This window comes from Methylorubrum pseudosasae (genome assembly GCF_029504475.1).
Lineage (GTDB): Bacteria > Pseudomonadota > Alphaproteobacteria > Rhizobiales > Beijerinckiaceae > Methylobacterium > Methylobacterium extorquens.
In genome coordinates, this window is the sequence record NZ_JAQGDU010000002.1 from 3,402,573 (window position 1) to 3,420,450 (window position 17,878).

The window sequence follows — 17,878 nt, forward strand, 5'->3', positions numbered from 1 at the left end:
CGCCGAACGAGGTCGATCAGGTCTCGGCGGCGGGTGGGCCGTGCGGGGTTGCCACGAGCCCGGCGCCGACGGCGATCCAGACCAGATGGGCGTCCGTGCGGGCGCCGAGCTTGGCCCGGATCAGCGAGAGATTGTTCTGGACCGTCTTGAGGCTGAGGCACAGCGCCTCGGCGATGGTCTGCGCCGTGGCACCCGCTGCCGTCATGCCGAGGATCTCGACCTCGCGCGGGCTGAGTTCGTCGAGGCTGCTGCGCCCGCCGGCCACCTCGTCCTGCGCGATCGCCAGGGCGATGTCGGCGCTCATGGCCCGCTCGCCGCGCAGGACGCCCGCGGCCGCCTCAAGCAGCTCGCGGGGGGCGCTCGCCTTGCTGACATAGCCGCTGGCGCCCGCCGCGAAGGCTTGGCGCGCGATGGCGGCGCCTGTGCGCATGCTGAAGACGAGGATGCGGGCCGCGCCGTCCCATTGCCGGATATGCCGGATCGCCTCGATGCCGCTCGGCCCCGGCAGCGACAGGTCGAGGATCACGAGGTTCGGCCTCTGCGCCTTGTAGAGGCGGTAGGCCTCCGCCGCGGTCGCGGCCTCCGCCACGACCGTGAAACCCGGCTGCCGTTCGAACAGGCGGCGATAGCCCTCACGCACGACGGGATGGTCATCGACGAGGAGGATGTTCGTCATCATCCGCCTCACCCGTGAACCGGAACGGTGACGCGGGCGCAGATGCCGCTGCCGTTCCCGGTGAGAGAGAGTTGGCCGCCGAGGGCGGCGAGCCGGGCGCGGATTCCGGGAAGTCCGCGGCCGGACGCGCTAGCCGCGCGGGCAGCATCACCCCCGCCGTCGTCGTCCACGGTCAGCGTGACGGTCCCGCCGCCGGTGCCGGCGCGCTGCAGCCGCAGGAAGACCCGGCTCGGTCGTCCGTGCCGCAAGGCGTTGGTCAGCAATTCCTGCGTGATCCGATAGAGGCTCGCGGACGCCTCGCCGGACAGGCCCGACCAGTCGCCCTCCATATCGAGGTGCAGGTTCGGCCCGGTCCGTAGCCGCGCCCGCCAGTCCGAGACGAGGCCGCGGATGCCGTCGCCCAAGCCGATCCCGGCAAAGTCGGGGAGTTCGAGCCGGGCCAGGGCGCCGCGCAGGCTCTCGCGCATGGCGGCGACGACCGCCTCGATGCCGCGCGCATCGGCGCGCAGATCTGCGCGGTCCGTCGGCGCGCCGGCCTCGATCGCGGCTGCGAGCGCCCCGGCGGCGGCAAGGCATTGGCCAAACACGTCGTGCAGGTCGCGGGCGAGGCTCTGCCGCTCTTCTTCCTGCACGTGCACCAGCCGCTGCATCAAGGCGGTCCGCTCGCTCTCGGTACGGGCCAGCCGCCCGGCGAGCGCGTCGAAGGCGGTGGCGATCCGGTCGAACTCCGCCGCCCTAAAGCGCGGCAGGGGCGGACGGGATGCGCCAGCATCGAAGCCGTCCAGATGGCGCACGATCCGTCCCGCGGGCGCGACGAGGCCGGCGGCGGCGAGCCACCCGAGGATCGCCGTGGCTCCGGCGAGCGAGAGGGCAAGGCCGCTCGCGAACCGCACCTGCCGCCACGCGCGCCCCGCTGCCGCGCCGGAATCGGGCCAAGCCGCGACGGTGCCGAGCCGGCGTCCGCGATAGACGATCTCTCGGACGACCGGATCGCCGAGGGTCCTCGCCGACAGGAGGGCCGCGAGCCAGGACGGGGCCGTGCCGAGCCCATCCCAATCGCCGCAGAGCCGCCGCGGCACCTCGCTGCCGAGGCGGATCTCGGCGCAGATCCCCGGCAGCAGCATCAGGACGGTCGGCTCGGCCTGGGGTTCTCCGACCGGCAGCGCCGCCGGCCCGACGCTGCCGAGCCCCGGTTGCCGGGCAAGCGCTGCGGCGATCCGCTCCGCCGATACCGCAGACTCAACCCGCAGGGCGCTGCGCCCGTCCCACAGGGTCCAGGCGACGGCGCCCGCCAGACAGAGCAGGGTCACGATCAGAAGGCGCAGGGCGAGATGCGCAGGCAGGCTCATCGGGGCGACCGTGCAGGGGAGCGTCGCCCAAGATGGCACCGGCCGCCGTCCGGGGCGCAAGGGGGACGGAGGGATGTCGGGAAAAATGCCCGCGCGGAAGCGGGAGCCGTTCCCTGGGCGACCGTGACGAGGCGGCGCAGGATTTCGATCGCCCTTCCCCTCGCCCGGATTGCCGCCGATGCTCCCTCTGCCGACCCGTCGAGCCGTCCTCGCCGCGGGTGCCTGCCTGTCGATCCTTCGCTTTCCCGAAGCACGGGCTGCGGCCCCCGCCGATCGCGTCGGCGCCTTCACCGTCACGCCGCTGCGCGACGGCCACTTCCCGCTTGAGCCGAGTATGATCCCCGGCGCCGACAGCGAGGCCGGACGCGCCTTGCTCGCCCAAGCCGGCTTGCCGCCGAGTGGCCCCTCACCCGAACCGGTCAATGCGTTCCTGATCCGGCGCGGCGCATGGCACGGGTTGCTCGATGCGGGTTGCGGAACGGTGTTCGGGCCGGGCTTCGACCGGGTGACGGCGGCTCTCGCCGCAGAGGGGTTGGGCCCCGACCAGATCGAGACCGTATGGTTGACTCACCTGCACGCCGACCACGCGGGCGGCCTGCTCACGGGCGATGGCCGCGCCCGCTTCGCCCACGCCGAGCTGGTGCTTCAGGAGCGCGAGGCCGCCTACTGGTCGGATGCCGGTGCGCGTTCCCGTGCACCCGCCGCGATGGGGCTGTTCTTCGACACCGCGCAGGCCGTGCTGGCCGCCTATGCCGGCCGGGTGCGCCGCGTCTCCGGCGCGGCCGAACTCGCCCCCGGCGTCTCGTTCCTGCCGCTGCCGGGGCACACCCCTGGTCATGCGGGCGTGCTGATCGAAGACGGGTCGGAGCGGCTGCTGATCTGGGGCGACATCCTCCACTCCCGCCTGCTGCAGGTGCCGCATCCGGACTGGACCGTGATCTGGGATACCGATCCGGCGGAGGCGATTGCCACGCGGCGGCGCATCTTCGACCGGGCTGCCAGTGAGGGGCTCGACGTCGCAGGGATGCACCTGGCGAGCCGGGGCCGGGTCACGCGCGAGGGAGCGGGTTACCGGTGGGAAGTTCGTGAGGGTGGGGGCGCCGACAACATTTCCCGATGATCCTTCGGGCCAAACGAAAAGGGCCACCGCCAGCGGCGATGGCCCCGATTGTCCGTGTCTTGTCCGATGGGGCGCCGCTTACAGCGGCAGGACGGTCGCGCCCATCAACGCCTCGTCGATCGAGCGGGCGGCCTGACGGCCCTCGCGGATCGCCCAGACCACCAGGGACTGGCCCCGGCGCATGTCGCCCGCGACGTAGATCTTTGGGTTCGAGGTCAGATAGTTCTGATCGTTGGCAGCGACGTTGCCGCGCTTGTCCACGGCCACGCCCGATTCCGCGACGAGACCCTTCTGCACCGAACCGGCAAAGCCGATCGCCATGAAGACGAGGTCGGCCGGCAGCACGAACTCGCTGCCCTCGATCGGCTGGCGCTTCTCATCGACGCGGGCGCAAACCACGCCGGTGAGCTGGCCCTTGCGGTTGCCCTCCAGCCGCAGGGTCGCGGCCTGGAACTCGCGCTCGGCGCCCTCCGCCTGGCTCGACGAGGTGCGCATCTTGGTCGGCCAATAGGGCCACACCGTCAGCTTGTCCTCGCGCTCCGGCGGGCGCGGGCGGATGTCGAGCTGGGTGACCGAGAGCGCGCCCTGGCGGAACGAGGTGCCGACGCAGTCGGACGCCGTGTCGCCGCCGCCGATGACGACGACGTTCTTGCCGGCAGCCAGGATCGGCAATTCGCCGTTGCCCGGCATCGGCTCGGCGCCGACCCGGCGGTTCGACTGCACCAGGAAGGGCATGGCGTAGTGCACGCCGTCGAGCTCCTGGCCCGGAAGCTGCGGGTTGCGCGGATCCTCGGCGCCGCCGCAGAACAGCACGGCGTCGAACTGGCTCGTCAGGTCCTCTAGGGGCACGTTGACCCCGATATTGGCCTTGTAGTGGAAGACCACGCCCTCGGCTTCCATCTGCTTCACGCGCCGGTCGATATGGCGCTTCTCCATCTTGAAGTCGGGGATACCGTAGCGCAGCAGGCCGCCGGCCTTGGGCTCGCGCTCGTAGACGTGCACGTCGTGGCCGACGCGGGCGAGCTGCTGGGCCGCCGCCATGCCGGCCGGTCCGGAGCCGATCACCGCCACGCGCTTGCCGGTGCGGTTCGCCGACGGCTCGGGCTTCACCCAGCCCATGTTCCAGGCGCGATCCGCGATCGCCTGCTCGATCGTCTTGATGGCGACCGGCTGGTTCTCGAGGTTCAGCGTGCAGGCCTCCTCGCAGGGCGCGGGGCAGATGCGGCCGGTGAACTCCGGAAAATTGTTGGTGGAGTGGAGGTTGCGCGAGGCCTCCTCCCAGTCCGACTGGTAGACGAGGTCGTTCCAGTCCGGGATCTGGTTGTGGACCGGACAGCCGGTCGGCCCGTGACAGAACGGGATGCCGCAATCCATGCAGCGCGCGGCCTGTTTGGACAGGTCGTGCTCGTCGAGCGGCAGCGTGAATTCGCGGAAGTGCCGCACGCGGTCGGCGGCGAGCTGATACTTCTGCTCCTGCCGGTCGAATTCGAGAAACCCGGTGACCTTGCCCATCGATCAGTCCTTCGCAGGCGCGGATCTCTCGACCACGCGGCCTTGCCGTCTGCCCGGCATCACTGTGAACCGGTCGGCGGCTTCCTGCCGCCGACCGGTATGGCCCGCCTTGATGACGCTCGATTACTCTGCCGCAACCGGCATGCGCGCCATTTCCATCTCGCGCAGCGCCCGACGGTACTCGACCGGCATCACCTTGACGAACTTGGTGCGGAACGCCGCCCACTCGTCGAGGATCTGCTTGGCCTTCGGCGAACCCGTGTACTTCATGTGGTTGGTGAGGAGCTGCGACAGGCGCTCCTCATCGTGGCCCGACATGTCCGCGAGGATGTCGACCCGGCCCTTGGTCTCCAGGTCGCCGTCCTGGTGGAAGCGGCGCATGAGGTCGTCCTCCTCCTCCACCGGCTCCAGATCGACCATCGACAGGTTGCAGCGGTCGCGGAACGAACCGTCCTCGTCGAGCACGTAGGCGATGCCGCCGGACATGCCGGCCGCGAAGTTGCGCCCCGTCACGCCGATGGAGACCACGACGCCGCCGGTCATGTACTCGCAGCCATGGTCGCCCATGCCCTCGACCACGGTGATGGCGCCGGAGTTGCGCACGGCGAAGCGCTCGCCCGCCGCACCGCGGATGTAGCACTCGCCCGCGATCGCCCCGTAGAGCACGGTGTTGCCGGCCATGATCGTGCGGGCGGGGGGCGCCTTCAGCGCGTCGCTCGGACGGATGATCAGCTTGCCGCCCGACAGGCCCTTGCCGACATAGTCGTTGCCGTGGCCGGTCAGGTCGAGGGTGACGCCCGCGGCGAGCCACGCGCCGAAGCTCTGCCCGGCGGTGCCGTTGAGCTTGACCACGATGGTGTCGTCGGGAAGCCCGTCATGGCCGTGGCGCTTGGCCACCGCGCCGGAGAGCATGGCGCCTGCCGCGCGATCCGAGTTGCGGATCACGTCGGTGAGCACGACCGGCTCGCCGGTCTCGATGGCCGTCTCGGCGCCCGCGATCAGGCGGCGGTCGAGCACCGTGTCGATCGGGTGGTGCTGCGTCTCGACGTGACGGATCGCGACCTCCGGCCCGACATTCGGCCGGTGGAACAGCTTCGAGAAGTCGAGGCCGCGGGCCTTCCAGTGCTCGATGGCGTCGCGCTTATCGAGGAGGTCGGAGCGGCCGATCAGGTCCTCCAGCTTGGTGAAGCCCATCGCCGCCATCAGCTCCCGCAGCTCTTCGGCCACGAAGAAGAAGTAGTTGATGACGTGCTCAGGGGTGCCCTTGAAGCGCTTGCGCAGCACCGGGTCCTGGGTGGCGACACCCACGGGGCAGGTGTTGAGGTGGCACTTGCGCATCATGATGCAGCCGGCCGCGATCAGCGGTGCGGTCGAGAAGCCGATCTGGTCGGCGCCCAGCAGCACTGCGATCATCACGTCCTTGCCGGTGCGGATGCCGCCATCGGCCTGGAGCGCGACCCGGCCGCGCAGGCCGTTCATCACCAGCGTCTGCTGCGTCTCGGCCAGACCCGTCTCCCACGGACCGCCCGCATGCTTGATCGAGGTCAGCGGGGCCGCACCCGTCCCGCCGTCGAAGCCCGAGATCGTGATGTGGTCCGCGCGCGCCTTGGCGACGCCGGCGGCGACCGTGCCGACGCCGACCTCGGAGACCAGCTTCACCGAGACGTCGGCGGCCGGGTTCACGTTCTTCAGGTCGAAGATGAGCTGGGCCAGATCCTCGATCGAGTAGATGTCGTGGTGCGGCGGCGGCGAGATCAGGCCGACGCCCGGGGTCGCGTAGCGGACCTTGGCGATCTTGGCATCGACCTTATGACCGGGCAGCTGGCCGCCCTCGCCGGGCTTGGCGCCCTGCGAGACCTTGATCTGCATCATGTCGGCGTTGACGAGATACTCGGTGGTGACACCGAAGCGGCCCGACGCCACCTGCTTGATCGCCGAGCGGCGCGAGCGCCCGTCCGGCCCGGTGATGAACCGGCGCGGCTCCTCGCCGCCCTCACCCGAGTTCGAGCGACCGCCAAACGAGTTCATCGCGATGGCCAGCGTCTCGTGCGCCTCCTTCGAGATCGACCCGTAGGACATCGCGCCCGTGGCGAAGCGCTTGACGATCTCGGAGGCCGGCTCGACCGCCGAGATATCGACCGGCTGCCGGCCGAGATCGGCGGCGGTCTTGACCCGGAACAGGCCGCGCAGGGTCTTGAGGTGGTTCTCCTGCTCGTTCACCAGCCGGGCGTATTCGCGGTAGCGCTCGGCCGCGCCGAGGCGTACCGCGTGCTGCAGCGTCGCCACGGTGTCGGGCGTCCAGGTGTGGGTCTCGCCGCGCAGGCGGTAGGCGTACTCGCCGCCGACATCGAGCGCGTTGCGGTAGATCGGGGCGTCGCCGAAGGCGTCCTGGTGGCGCAGGGTCGTCTCCTGCGCGACCTCGGCCATGCCGATGCCCTCGACCGTCGTCGCCGTGCCGAAGAAGTCCTTGGCCACGAAGTCGGAGTTCAGGCCGATCGCGTCGAAGATCTGCGCGCCGCAATAGGACTGGTAGGTCGAGATGCCCATCTTGGACATGACCTTGAGCAGGCCCTTATCGATCGACTTGATGTAGCGGTAGACGATCTCGTCGTCGGTCAGGTCCGGCGGGAACTCGCCCTTCATCGCGATCAGCGTCTCGAAGGCGAGATAGGGGTTGATCGCCTCCGCGCCGTAGCCGGCCAGACAGGCGAAGTGATGCACCTCGCGCGGCTCGCCCGACTCGACCACGAGGCCGACCGAGGTGCGAAGCCCCTTGCGGATCAGGTAGTTGTGCACGGCCGCGGTCGCGAGCAGCGCCGGGATCGGGATGCGGTCCGGCCCGACCATGCGGTCCGACAGGATAATGATGTTGTAGCCGCCGCGCACCGCGACCTCGGCCCGGTCGCACAGGCGATCGAGCGCACCCTCCATCGCCCCGGCGCCGGACTCGGCCGCGTAGGTGATGTCGAGCGTGCGGGTGTCGAAGCGGTCCTCGAAGTGCGAGATCGAGCGGATCTTCTCGAGGTCGCCGTTGGTCAGGATCGGCTGACGCACTTCGAGCCGCTTGCGGCGGGAGGCGCCCTCCATGTCCAGCAGGTTCGGGCGCGGGCCGATGAACGAGACGAGGCTCATCACGGCCTCCTCGCGGATCGGGTCGATCGGCGGGTTCGTCACCTGCGCGAAGTTCTGCTTGAAGTAGGTGTAGAGCAGCTTCGGCTTGTCAGAGAGCGCCGAGAGCGGCGTGTCCGAGCCCATGGAGCCGACGGCCTCCTGGCCGGTCACGGCCATAGGGGCCATGAGCAGCTTGAGGTCTTCCTGGGTGTAGCCGAAGGCCTGCTGGCGATCGAGCAGGGGCACGTCCGTGCGCGAGGCCCGCGGCTGGATCGGATGCAGATCCTCCAGCACGATCTGGGTGTTCTTCACCCACTCGGCATAGGGATGCGCGGAGGCCAGCTCGCCCTTGATCTCTTCGTCGGAGACGATGCGGCCCTTCTCCAGATCGATCAGCAGCATCCGTCCCGGCTGCAGGCGCCAGGACTGGACGATCTTCTCGTCGGGGATCGGCAGCACGCCCATCTCGGAGGCGAGCACGACGAGGCCGTCATCGGTGACGATGTAGCGGGCGGGCCGGAGGCCGTTGCGGTCGAGGGTCGCGCCGATCTGGCGCCCGTCGGTGAAGGCGACGGCGGCCGGGCCGTCCCACGGCTCCATCAGGGCGGCGTGGTACTCGTAGAAGGCGCGCCGCTCCTCGCTCATCAGCGGGTTGCCGGCCCAGGCTTCCGGGATCAGCATCATCATCGCGTGGGCGAGCGAGTAGCCGCCGGCCACGAGGAATTCGAGGGCGTTGTCGAAACAGGCGGTGTCGGACTGGCCCTCGTAGGAGATCGGCCAGAGCTTCGAGATGTCGTTGCCGAACAGCTCGGAATCGACGCTGGCCTGACGCGCGGCCATCCAGTTCACGTTGCCACGCAGCGTGTTGATCTCGCCGTTATGCGCGACCATCCGGTAGGGGTGTGACAGGCGCCAGGTCGGGAAGGTGTTGGTGGCGAAGCGCTGGTGGACGAGCGCCAGCGCCGAGACGAAGCGCGGATCCTTCAGGTCGAGATAGTAGTGGCCGAGCTGGTGCACGAGCACCATGCCCTTGTAGACGATGGTCCGGCTCGACACGGAGACGGGATAGAACGCCTTCACGCGCTCGTCTTCGAGGCCGTAGACCTTGTTCGAGATCACCTTGCGGGCGATGTAGACGCGCCGCTCGAAGGCGTCCTGATCGGCGACGCTGGCCGGGCAGCCGATGAAGACCTGACGGTGATGCGGCTCGGTCTCCTTCACGGCCTTGCCGAGATCGGCCGAGTCGACGGGCACGTCGCGCCAACCGAGCAAGGGCAGACCCTCGTCGGACAGCGTCTTCTCGACGATCGCCTCGATGCTGGCACGGGCCTCCTCCGCCTTCGGCAGGAAGAACTGGCCGATGGCATACTGGCCGGCCGGCGGCAGCTCGAAGCCGAGGCGCGAGCACTCCTCCGAGAAGAAGCCGTGCGGGATCTGGGTGAGGATGCCGCAGCCGTCGCCCATGGTGGGGTCGGCACCGACCGCGCCGCGGTGATCGATGTTCTCCAGGATCTTGAGACCCTGCTGGACGATGGCGTGGCTGCGCCGGTCGTGCATGTCCGCGACGAAGCCGACGCCGCATGCGTCGCGCTCGTGGGCGGGGTTGTAGGCGCCTTCGGCCGCGGGAAGGCCCGGGTCGCGCAGGATCAGCGGCGTGGCACCGGCGCGCGACGGCGCGGCTTTCTCGCCGTTCATGACCGACACCGACAGCTCAGACGGGATTTCACGCATCGTCCGCACATCTCCGACCCTGCCCGCATGCGAGCATGTTTCGTGCCCGTACACCGCCGGTGTCCGGGCTGCCGCCTTCTTTATACCGAGTCGGGTGGGGTCAGGTTCTTCCTGCCGGAATCGCCCGCCAACCCGCGGGCTGAAGCTCCGGCTTGTTCAGCCGGCGCTCGCCCGGATCGCCTCGACGGTCACCGGTTTCTCAGCTCGTTCGGACGTCACGTCGATCACGTGATGGATCCCCAAAGCTGGCCCGACGGCCAAGCACGACAAATGGGACAGTCTTGCTGTCCTATAGGTGGACGTTGCCAGATTTCATTCATTCCAGCAAGGGGCCGACGACCACCGCCGCCGGCCTTTTGAACATGCCTCGGATACGCGCAACGCACCCGTCTCTCGGCCTGAACTTGGCGGGCGGACGCGTGCCGGGCAGCACCGCATCACCACAATGGCACTGGCAGGTTCCGGCTCGGTTCGCAATGTCGCCCCAATCAGCCGTTTAGAAAACCTTGCCGGCACGGAAGGAATGCGGGGATGCGTCTGCCGTGACGCCGGGGGAACCGCGATCAACAGCGGGCTCCCGGGACTTTCCTCTTCTTCTGCACAGCTTGGTTCGAGAGGTCCTATGGCTTCGAGCCGTCATGCCCTTGGTGGAGTCACGAGAGCGGCACTGCGTCGCGGTCTCGGATTCGGCCTCGTTGCCGCACTGCTGTCGGGCGCCGGTCTGCAGAGCGCTGCCGCCCAGGGCTTCTATCGTGAGATCTATGGGCCGCCGCGGGTGGTCTACCGCGAGGATGACGGCATGTTGCCGTCCCGCGAGGTCGTCGATGAGCTGCGGGACCGCGGCTTCTCCGAGATCGGACGTCCGCGCTACGACGGGCGGAACTACCGCGTGGAGGCGACGAGCCCGCGCGGCCAGCGGGTGCGGCTCGTGGTCGATGCCCGCGAAGGCGACGTGATCGGGCGCGAGCCGCTCGAAGGCGTCTACTATCCCTCCGACCGGGTCCGTCCGGCCGCCCCCGGCTACGGCTGGACCGAAGACGACATGCGCCCGCGCCGTCCGATCCGCGAGGCCGAGCGCATTATGCCGCCCGCCGACATCCCCTCCGTTCCCGGTCTGCGCAGCGCTCCGCTCGGCAGCGAGCGGGGTGCGGTGCGGGTCGAGCGCGTGCCGCCGGCCGCGCGGCCGGACGCCAATCCGCTCGGCGTCAATCCGGATGCGGCGACCCGCTCCGAGGCGCCTCGGCGCGCGGCGGCCCGAGCCGCCCCGACGCCCAAGTTGCCGTCCCAGGCACGCATTGCTCCGACGAGTCCGGAGCCCTCGCTCCGGTCGGGTTCACCCGCTTCGCCAGCGATGACGCCCGCCGCCAAAACCGAGCGGAACAAGGCGGAGACGAAGGAAGCCAAGGTGGTCGAACCGAAGCTGGGCGAGCCCCGGCCCGAAACCGGCAAGGAAGCTGGCAAGGAAACCGGCAAGGCCGAAACGAAGGCTGACGCCGCCAAGCCCGAGCCCGCCAAGGACGCGACCAAGGACGCCACGAAGACCGCCGAGTCGAAGCCGGCCACAGGCAAGGGCTGGCAGGATCCGCCGGCCGACGGTCCGCGCAAGAACGTGCGGGTGATCGGCGGGGCGACGGTCGTCCCTGGCGGCAGCGGTGAGGCCGGCGGCGCCGAGTAACGGGGTTCGGCGCCGGGAAAGGCGGGCTCAGCCCTCCTCCCCGGCCAGGATCAGCCGCTCGCGGCCGGAGAACACGGTCAGCGTGTCCGAGCGGGCGATGGCGCAGAGCGTCATGTCGTGGCAGCGCGCCCGCTCGATCGCGAGCGAGGTCGGGGCAGAGATCGCCACCAGCACCGAGGCGCCCAGGCTGGCCGCCTTCTCCGCCATCTCGAACGAGCAGCGACTGGTGATGACGAGAAAACCCTCGTCCGGCCGCACGCCCTGGCGCAGCAGCGCGCCGATGCACTTATCCAGAGCATTGTGGCGGCCGACATCCTCGCGCACCGCCAGCAATGAGCCGTCGAGGGCGGCCCAGCCGGCCGCGTGAACCGCCCGCGTCTCCCGGTTGAGCGTCTGACGGTCCGACAGGGCGGTCAGCGCCGTCTGGATCGCCGCCAGCGTCACCTGCGGGCCCTTGCCGGAGCGGGGCCGGGCAATCGGCAGGGCGGCGAGATCCTCGATGCCGCAGACGCCGCAGCCGGTGCGCCCGCTGATCGCGCGCTTGCGGGCGAGATGCTCGCGCAGCCGCCCCGGCGCGAGGTCGACCAGCAGCCTCAGGCCGCCCTCGCCGGGCTCTACCGTCACGCCCCTGATCTCGTCGGGCGCCTCGATCACGCCCTCGGTGAGGCTGAAGCCGTAGGCGAAATCTTCGAGATCGGCCGGCGTCAGCATCATCACGGCGTAGGGCACGGTGCCGTAGACGACGTTGACCGGCATCTCCACGGCCAGCGCCCGGGAATCGGGCCGCGCCTCGGGCGCGTCATAGGCAACGACGAGTGTTCCGACCTTGACCGACGTCGCGGGGCCGACCGCGCCGAAGTCATCTCCGGCTTCTTGCTCAGGTTTTGCGCCGACGTCCTGCATCCGTATCCCCAGAGGCAGCCAAATTGCCCGCTGCGCAACCCTGATACCGCGTCCAAGCGACGCTTGGGGGCGCTGTTGTGGTTGCGGTTTTTTGATCAGTATGGTTCTACGTCGCAACCGCCCATCCGGCAGCGACACGGTCACGCCGGAACCGGCAAGGCCCGCGATACGATCGGGCAGTTCTGGGATTTGCGACGCTCGTCGGCAAATTCAAGGGCAAACAAACCATAGGCACCAGGGGAGCCAAGCGGGGACATGCGGACGACGCAGGCGCAACATCGGTCATCGTGGGGGCTCGCCGCGTTCGGCGCTCTCCTCGGTTCGTCCTCCTCCGCTCTCGCGGCCGGTATCGGTCAGCCCGAGCCGTGGCAGATGAGCCGTCAGATACCGGTCACGGCCGAGGCCGCTGACCTCCTCAACTTCGAGCACGGGCTGCACTGGATCGCCTTCGCGATCTCGGTCTTCGTTCTCGTTCTCATTCTCTACTGCATCTTCAAGTTCAACGAGAAGACGAATCCGACGCCGTCGCGCACCACGCACAACACGGCGATCGAGGTGGCCTGGACCATCATCCCGGTCCTGATCCTCGTGGCGGTGGCGATCCCCTCGTTCCGCACCCTGCGCACGCAGCTCTCGGACCCGAAGGCCGACCTCGTGGTCAAGGTCGTCGGCCATGCGTGGTACTGGTCCTACGTCTACCCGGCCGAGGGCGACAAGGGCGGCTTCACCTTCGACGCGAACGTCGACGAGGAGCAGCAGCCCAAGCTGCTCGCGACCGACAACGACATGGTCATCCCGGTCGGCAAGGTCGTGAAGGTGCAGGTCACCTCCGACGACGTCATCCACTCCTGGGCAATCCCCTCCTTCGGCGGCAAGATCGACGCGATCCCCGGACGCCTGAACCAGTGGTGGTTCAAGGCCGACCGCGAGGGCACCTATCACGGCCAGTGCTCCGAGCTGTGCGGCGCCCGTCACGCCTACATGCCGATCACCGTGCGCGTGGTCAGCGAGCAGGCCTACGCCGACTGGCTCACCGAGGCGAAGACCAAGTACGCCGCGATCGACAACGGCGCGCGCCTCGCGGACGCCCGCTGACGCTTCTCCGAGCCGGCACGCGCCGGCCGGATCTCCCTTCGCCAGAGGCGACAGACATCTGATTAAGGCAAGGATCGATGGCCACCGCCACAGCACATGCCGGGCATGACGCCCACCACGACCATAAGCCCTCCTTCTTCTCCCGCTGGTTCCTCTCGACGAACCACAAGGACATCGGCACGCTTTACCTGATCTTCGCCTTCATGGCGGGCATCATCGGTGCGTTCCTGTCCTTCGGCATCCGCATGGAGATGGAGGAACCGGGGCTCCAGTACTTCTCCAATCCGGCGACCTACAACGTGTTCGTCACCGGCCACGGCCTCATCATGGTGTTCTTCATGGTGATGCCCGCCCTCATCGGCGGCTTCGGCAACTGGTTCGTCCCGCTGATGATCGGCGCGCCGGACATGGCCTTCCCGCGGATGAACAACGTCTCGTTCTGGCTGACGGTGTCGGGCTTCGCCTGCCTCCTCTGCTCGCTGTTCGTCGAGGGTTCGCCCGGCGCCACCGGCGCGGGCACCGGCTGGACCGTCTACCCGCCGCTGTCCTCCTCGGCCGGACATCCCGGCCCGGCGGTCGATTTCGCGATCTTCTCGCTCCACCTCGCCGGTGCGGGCTCGATCCTCGGCGCGATCAACTTCATCACCACCATCCTCAACATGCGCGCCCCCGGCATGACGCTGCACAAGATGCCGCTGTTCGCCTGGGCCGAGCTCGTCACCGCCTTCCTGCTGCTCCTGTCGCTCCCGGTTCTGGCCGGCGCGATCACGATGCTGCTCACCGACCGTAACTTCGGCACCACCTTCTTCGCCCCCGAGGGCGGCGGCGATCCGGTGCTCTACCAGCACCTGTTCTGGTTCTTCGGTCACCCCGAAGTGTACGTGATGATCCTGCCGGCCTTCGGCATCGTCTCGCACATCATCGCCACCTTCTCGCGCAAGCCCGTCTTCGGCTACCTCGCCATGGCCTACGCCATGGTCGCCATCGGCGTCGTCGGCTTCGTCGTGTGGGCCCACCACATGTACACCGTCGGCCTGTCGCTCCAGACGCAGTCCTACTTCGTCTTCGCGACCATGGTGATCGCGGTGCCGACCGGCGTGAAGATCTTCTCCTGGATCGCGACGATGTGGGGCGGTTCGATCCGCTTCACCGCGGCGATGCACTGGGCGGTGGGCTTCATCTTCCTGTTTACGGTCGGCGGCGTCACCGGCGTCGTGCTCGCGAACTCCTCGGTCGATAAGTACCTGCACGACACCTACTACGTCGTGGCGCACTTCCACTACGTGCTCTCGCTCGGTGCCGTGTTCATCATCTTCGCCGGTATCTACTACTGGTTCCCGAAGATGACCGGCCACGTCATCCCGGAATGGGCGGGCAAGCTGCACTTCTGGCTGGCCTTCATCGGTGCGAACGTCCTGTTCTTCCCGATGCACTTCCTGGGTCTGGCCGGCATGCCGCGTCGCTACGCCGACTATCCCGAGGCCTTCGCCGGCTGGCACAAGGTCGCGACGCTGGGCGGTCACGTCTTCGCCCTCAGCATGATCGTCTTCGTGATCGGCATCGTGCTGGCCTTCCGCTCCAAGACCCGCGCCGCGGACAATCCGTGGGGCGAGGGTGCCACCACCCTGGAATGGACCCTCTCCTCGCCCCCGCCCTTCCACCAGTTCGAGACGCTCCCGAAGATCGTCGACGAGCCGGCCCACTAAGGGCGGGACGAAAACCGAAGATCGCGAGGACCGCCCCGGCGGTCCTCGCTCTTTCCCGGAGGCCTCTCACCGCTAAGGCGAGGCCTCCCGCAAAGGGCGGCGCCCCGAACGGCGCGATCCGAAGACCTACGAAAACATCAGAACAAGCGTCAGAGCACGGTTTCCATGACGAGCCTGTCGAACAGCCTGAGTGCCGACACCGGCACCACGTCGTTCTCCCCCGCCGCGGGGGGCGAGGTTTCCGACTTCTTCGCCCTGCTGAAGCCGCGGGTGATGGTGCTCGTCATCTTCACCGCGCTCGTCGGCATGGTGGTCTCGGACGCAACCGTGAACCCGGTGATCGCGGCGATCTCGCTGCTGATGATCGCCGTCGGCGCGGGCGCCTCGGGTTGCCTCAACATGTGGTGGGACGCCGATATCGACGCGCTGATGACCCGCACCGCCAAGCGTCCGATCCCGGACGGGCGCATCCGCCCCGATGAGGCGCTGGCCTTCGGCATCGTCCTGTCGGTCGGCTCGGTGCTGATCCTCGGGCTGGCCTCGAACTGGCTCGCGGCCGGGCTGCTCGCCTTCACCATCGTGTTCTACGCCGTGATCTACTCGATGTGGCTGAAGCGGGCGACCGCGCAGAACATCGTCATCGGCGGCGCGGCCGGCGCCCTCCCCCCGGTGGTGGGCCAGGCCGCCGTGACTGGCCATGTCGGTATCGAGTCTCTGGTCCTGTTCGCGATCATCTTCATCTGGACCCCGCCGCATTTCTGGGCGCTGGCGCTCGTGAAGAGCGGCGAGTACGCCCGCGCCGGCATCCCGATGATGCCGAACGTCGCCGGCCCGGATTCCACCCGCCGCCAGATCATCTGGTACTCGCTGGTCCTCGCGCCGCTGGCCCTCCTGCCGGTCTGGCTCGGATTCGGCGGCTGGCTCTACGCCGTCGTCGGCGTGCTCGGCGGGCTCGGCATGCTGGCGGGCGCGGTGCAGGTCTACCGGCTGCGTGAGGGCGAGCCCGAGCGCAAGGCGGCGATGGGCCTGTTCGCCTTCTCGATCCTCTACCTGTTCCTGCTCTTCTCGGCGCTGCTCGCCGAGCAGGGACTCGGATTGTTCCGCGCGGTCGCAGCGTGAGGCCCGCCATGTCCGATCTTCCCGAGGGGATCCGTCCGCTGACGCCGGCGGAGGCCAGGACCCGCCGCAAGCGCTCGGTCGCCATCGCCCTGACGCTCGGCGCCCTGGTGCTGCTGTTCTTCGTGCTGACGATCGCCAAGCTTGGACCGCAGATCCTGCAACGGCCGCTCTGAAGGCGTGACCCGATGACGACTATGGGCGAGAGGCAGAAACAGGCGGCGCGCGGTACGCGCTGGACCGTGCTCGCCTGTGCGGGCGTCGTGCTCGGCATGGGCGGCCTCGCGGCCGTCTCGGCGCCGCTCTACTCCATGTTCTGCAAGGCGACCGGCTTCAACGGCACGCCGCTCGTCGGCGCCGCGCCCACCGCTCCGACCGGCGAGGCTCTGGCTCCGGTCTCGGTGCGCTTCGATACCAACGTCTCGAAGAACCTGTCCTGGCGCTTCCAGCCGGAGCAGTCTCGGGTCGACGCCGTGCCCGGCCAGACCGCGACCGTGTTCTTCAAGGTGACGAATACCGGCCCGGCGCCGTCCGCCGGCATCGCCGTGTTCAACGTGCAGCCGGATCTGATGGGCAGCTACTTCGTCAAGGTGCAGTGCTTCTGCTTCGACGAGCACACGCTGCAGCCGGGCGAGTCGGCGGAATTTCCGCTGGTGTTCTACGTCGATCCGGCCCTGCGCAAGGATCCGGACATCGGCGATCTCTCGGAGATGACGCTGTCCTACACCTACTACCCTTCGAAGAACGGGGCGCCGGTGGCGGAGGCGGCCAAACCCGCCGCGACGCGCAACTTTTGAGGGGTGAAGCGGCGGGCCAAGCGTGACAATGGCGCGACCGCCGCAGTAGAGGGTTTTCAACCGAGGTCCGGTCCCGCCGGACCTCCAAGGCAACAGGGCCCGGCCGTCAGGCGGTGACGGGCAAGGGCTGAGGGAGAACCATTGCGATGGCCGGGGCGCACGCCAAGAACCACGACTACCACATCATCAACCCGAGCCCGTGGCCGTTGCTGGGCGCGTTCTCCGGGTTCCTGATGGCGTTCGGCGCCGTCTTCTGGATGAAGGGTCTCTCCGCGGGCGGCCTCGCCATCGGCCCCTACGTGTTCGGCGCCGGCACGCTCGGCGTGCTCTACACGATGCTGTCGTGGTGGCGCGACGTCACCCACGAGGCGAATTCCGGCGACCACACCCGCGTCGTCCAGCTCCATCACCGCTACGGCATGATCATGTTCATCGCCTCCGAGGTGATGTTCTTCGTGGCGTGGTTCTGGGCCTATTTCGAGGCCGCGCTCTACACCGCCGACCCGATCCAGCCGCAGCGCGTCGAGTTCACCGGCGGTATGTGGCCGCCGAAGGGCATCGAGGCGTTCGACCCCTGGCACCTGCCGCTCCTCAACACCCTGATCCTGCTCACCTCGGGCACCACCGTGACCTGGGCCCACCACGCCCTGCTGCACGGCGACCGCAAGGGCCTGAAGTACGGCCTGTGGCTGACGATCATCCTCGGTGTGCTGTTCACCGCCTGCCAGGCCTACGAGTACGCCCACGCCCATTTCGGCTTCTCGGGCTCGATCTACTCGGCGACCTTCTTCATGGCGACGGGCTTCCACGGCGCCCACGTCATCATCGGCACGATCTTCCTCGCCGTCTGCCTGCTGCGCACCTACCAGGGTGACTTCACCCCGAAGCAGCATCTCGGCTTCGAGTTCGCCGCTTGGTACTGGCACTTCGTCGACGTGGTGTGGCTGTTCCTGTTCGCCGCCATCTACGTCTGGGGCGCAGGCGCCGGCGGCGCGGCCCACTAACGGGTCGAGCCGACAGCATCCGCCGCCCTGCTCGGGCGGCAACCCTGAAGGGCGGCGCGAGCCGCCCTTTTTCACGTGCGGCG

At 68.8% G+C, this 17,878-nt stretch carries 13 protein-coding genes; 8 read left to right on the forward strand and 5 right to left on the reverse strand.

Going from position 1 to position 17,878, the window contains the following annotated elements:
* Positions 1–16 precede the first annotated feature (16 nt).
* Both M2437_RS17020 and M2437_RS17025 read right to left on the reverse strand, forming a co-directional pair.
* On the reverse strand, positions 17–679 hold the full coding sequence (locus M2437_RS17020; RefSeq protein WP_253388151.1) for a response regulator: 663 nt from the start codon (positions 677–679) through the stop codon (positions 17–19).
* A gap of 5 nt (positions 680–684) precedes the next feature.
* Complete coding sequence (locus tag M2437_RS17025) at positions 685–2,025, reverse strand: sensor histidine kinase (protein WP_253388152.1); 1,341 nt, start codon at positions 2,023–2,025, stop codon at positions 685–687.
* A gap of 178 nt (positions 2,026–2,203) precedes the next feature.
* Between M2437_RS17025 and M2437_RS17030 the strand changes: the two genes are divergently transcribed.
* Positions 2,204–3,145, forward strand: a complete 942-nt coding sequence (locus M2437_RS17030) for an MBL fold metallo-hydrolase (RefSeq protein WP_253388153.1) — start codon at positions 2,204–2,206, stop codon at positions 3,143–3,145.
* 78 nt (positions 3,146–3,223) lie between these two features.
* Here M2437_RS17030 and M2437_RS17035 read toward each other — a convergent pair whose 3' ends face one another.
* Positions 3,224–4,657, reverse strand: a complete 1,434-nt coding sequence (locus M2437_RS17035; protein ID WP_003600827.1) for a glutamate synthase subunit beta — start codon at positions 4,655–4,657, stop codon at positions 3,224–3,226.
* Positions 4,658–4,780: 123 nt separating this feature from the next.
* On the reverse strand, positions 4,781–9,499 hold the full coding sequence (gltB, locus tag M2437_RS17040) for a glutamate synthase large subunit (RefSeq protein WP_015951663.1): 4,719 nt from the start codon (positions 9,497–9,499) through the stop codon (positions 4,781–4,783).
* Positions 9,500–10,121: 622 nt separating this feature from the next.
* Between gltB and M2437_RS17045 the strand changes: the two genes are divergently transcribed.
* Positions 10,122–11,174 carry a hypothetical protein gene (locus M2437_RS17045; protein ID WP_253388154.1) on the forward strand — a complete coding sequence of 351 codons (1,053 nt, stop codon included), beginning with the start codon at positions 10,122–10,124 and terminating at the stop codon, positions 11,172–11,174.
* 27 nt (positions 11,175–11,201) lie between these two features.
* On the opposite strand, the gene fdhD is transcribed toward M2437_RS17045, so the two are convergent.
* On the reverse strand, positions 11,202–12,077 hold the full coding sequence (fdhD, locus tag M2437_RS17050; RefSeq protein ID WP_253388155.1) for a formate dehydrogenase accessory sulfurtransferase FdhD: 876 nt from the start codon (positions 12,075–12,077) through the stop codon (positions 11,202–11,204).
* A gap of 255 nt (positions 12,078–12,332) precedes the next feature.
* Between fdhD and coxB the strand changes: the two genes are divergently transcribed.
* From coxB to M2437_RS17080, 6 genes are all read left to right on the forward strand, one after another.
* On the forward strand, positions 12,333–13,172 hold the full coding sequence (coxB, locus tag M2437_RS17055) for a cytochrome c oxidase subunit II (RefSeq protein WP_012254534.1): 840 nt from the start codon (positions 12,333–12,335) through the stop codon (positions 13,170–13,172).
* Positions 13,173–13,249: 77 nt separating this feature from the next.
* Positions 13,250–14,878 carry a cytochrome c oxidase subunit I gene (gene ctaD / locus M2437_RS17060; protein ID WP_004446924.1) on the forward strand — a complete coding sequence of 543 codons (1,629 nt, stop codon included), beginning with the start codon at positions 13,250–13,252 and terminating at the stop codon, positions 14,876–14,878.
* A 165-nt stretch (positions 14,879–15,043) separates the two neighbouring features.
* Positions 15,044–15,997, forward strand: a complete 954-nt coding sequence (locus tag M2437_RS17065; protein ID WP_004446925.1) for a heme o synthase — start codon at positions 15,044–15,046, stop codon at positions 15,995–15,997.
* Between the two features lie 8 nt (positions 15,998–16,005).
* Positions 16,006–16,170, forward strand: a complete 165-nt coding sequence (locus tag M2437_RS17070; RefSeq protein WP_012254532.1) for a cytochrome c oxidase system small membrane protein — start codon at positions 16,006–16,008, stop codon at positions 16,168–16,170.
* Positions 16,171–16,182: 12 nt separating this feature from the next.
* Entirely contained in the window at positions 16,183–16,791 is a 609-nt protein-coding gene (locus tag M2437_RS17075) for a cytochrome c oxidase assembly protein (protein WP_012254531.1), read from the forward strand.
* Between the two features lie 146 nt (positions 16,792–16,937).
* Entirely contained in the window at positions 16,938–17,795 is an 858-nt protein-coding gene (locus M2437_RS17080; RefSeq protein ID WP_004446930.1) for a cytochrome c oxidase subunit 3, read from the forward strand.
* The last annotated feature ends 83 nt before the right edge of the window (positions 17,796–17,878 follow it).

Bases quoted from the DNA above. Each gene is read 5' to 3' on its own strand.
- coxB (WP_012254534.1), top strand. From the start codon at position 12,333: ATGCGGACGACGCAGGCGCAACATCGGTCATCGTGGGGGCTCGCCGCG.
- M2437_RS17065 (WP_004446925.1), top strand. From the start codon at position 15,044: ATGACGAGCCTGTCGAACAGCCTGAGTGCCGACACCGGCACCACGTCG.
- gltB (WP_015951663.1), bottom strand. From the start codon at position 9,499: ATGCGTGAAATCCCGTCTGAGCTGTCGGTGTCGGTCATGAACGGCGAG.
- M2437_RS17080 (WP_004446930.1), top strand. From the start codon at position 16,938: ATGGCCGGGGCGCACGCCAAGAACCACGACTACCACATCATCAACCCG.
- M2437_RS17045 (WP_253388154.1), top strand. From the start codon at position 10,122: ATGGCTTCGAGCCGTCATGCCCTTGGTGGAGTCACGAGAGCGGCACTG.
- M2437_RS17030 (WP_253388153.1), top strand. From the start codon at position 2,204: ATGCTCCCTCTGCCGACCCGTCGAGCCGTCCTCGCCGCGGGTGCCTGC.
- M2437_RS17075 (WP_012254531.1), top strand. From the start codon at position 16,183: ATGACGACTATGGGCGAGAGGCAGAAACAGGCGGCGCGCGGTACGCGC.
- ctaD (WP_004446924.1), top strand. From the start codon at position 13,250: ATGGCCACCGCCACAGCACATGCCGGGCATGACGCCCACCACGACCAT.
- M2437_RS17070 (WP_012254532.1), top strand. From the start codon at position 16,006: ATGTCCGATCTTCCCGAGGGGATCCGTCCGCTGACGCCGGCGGAGGCC.
- M2437_RS17035 (WP_003600827.1), bottom strand. From the start codon at position 4,657: ATGGGCAAGGTCACCGGGTTTCTCGAATTCGACCGGCAGGAGCAGAAG.
- M2437_RS17020 (WP_253388151.1), bottom strand. From the start codon at position 679: ATGATGACGAACATCCTCCTCGTCGATGACCATCCCGTCGTGCGTGAG.
- fdhD (WP_253388155.1), bottom strand. From the start codon at position 12,077: ATGCAGGACGTCGGCGCAAAACCTGAGCAAGAAGCCGGAGATGACTTC.
- M2437_RS17025 (WP_253388152.1), bottom strand. From the start codon at position 2,025: ATGAGCCTGCCTGCGCATCTCGCCCTGCGCCTTCTGATCGTGACCCTG.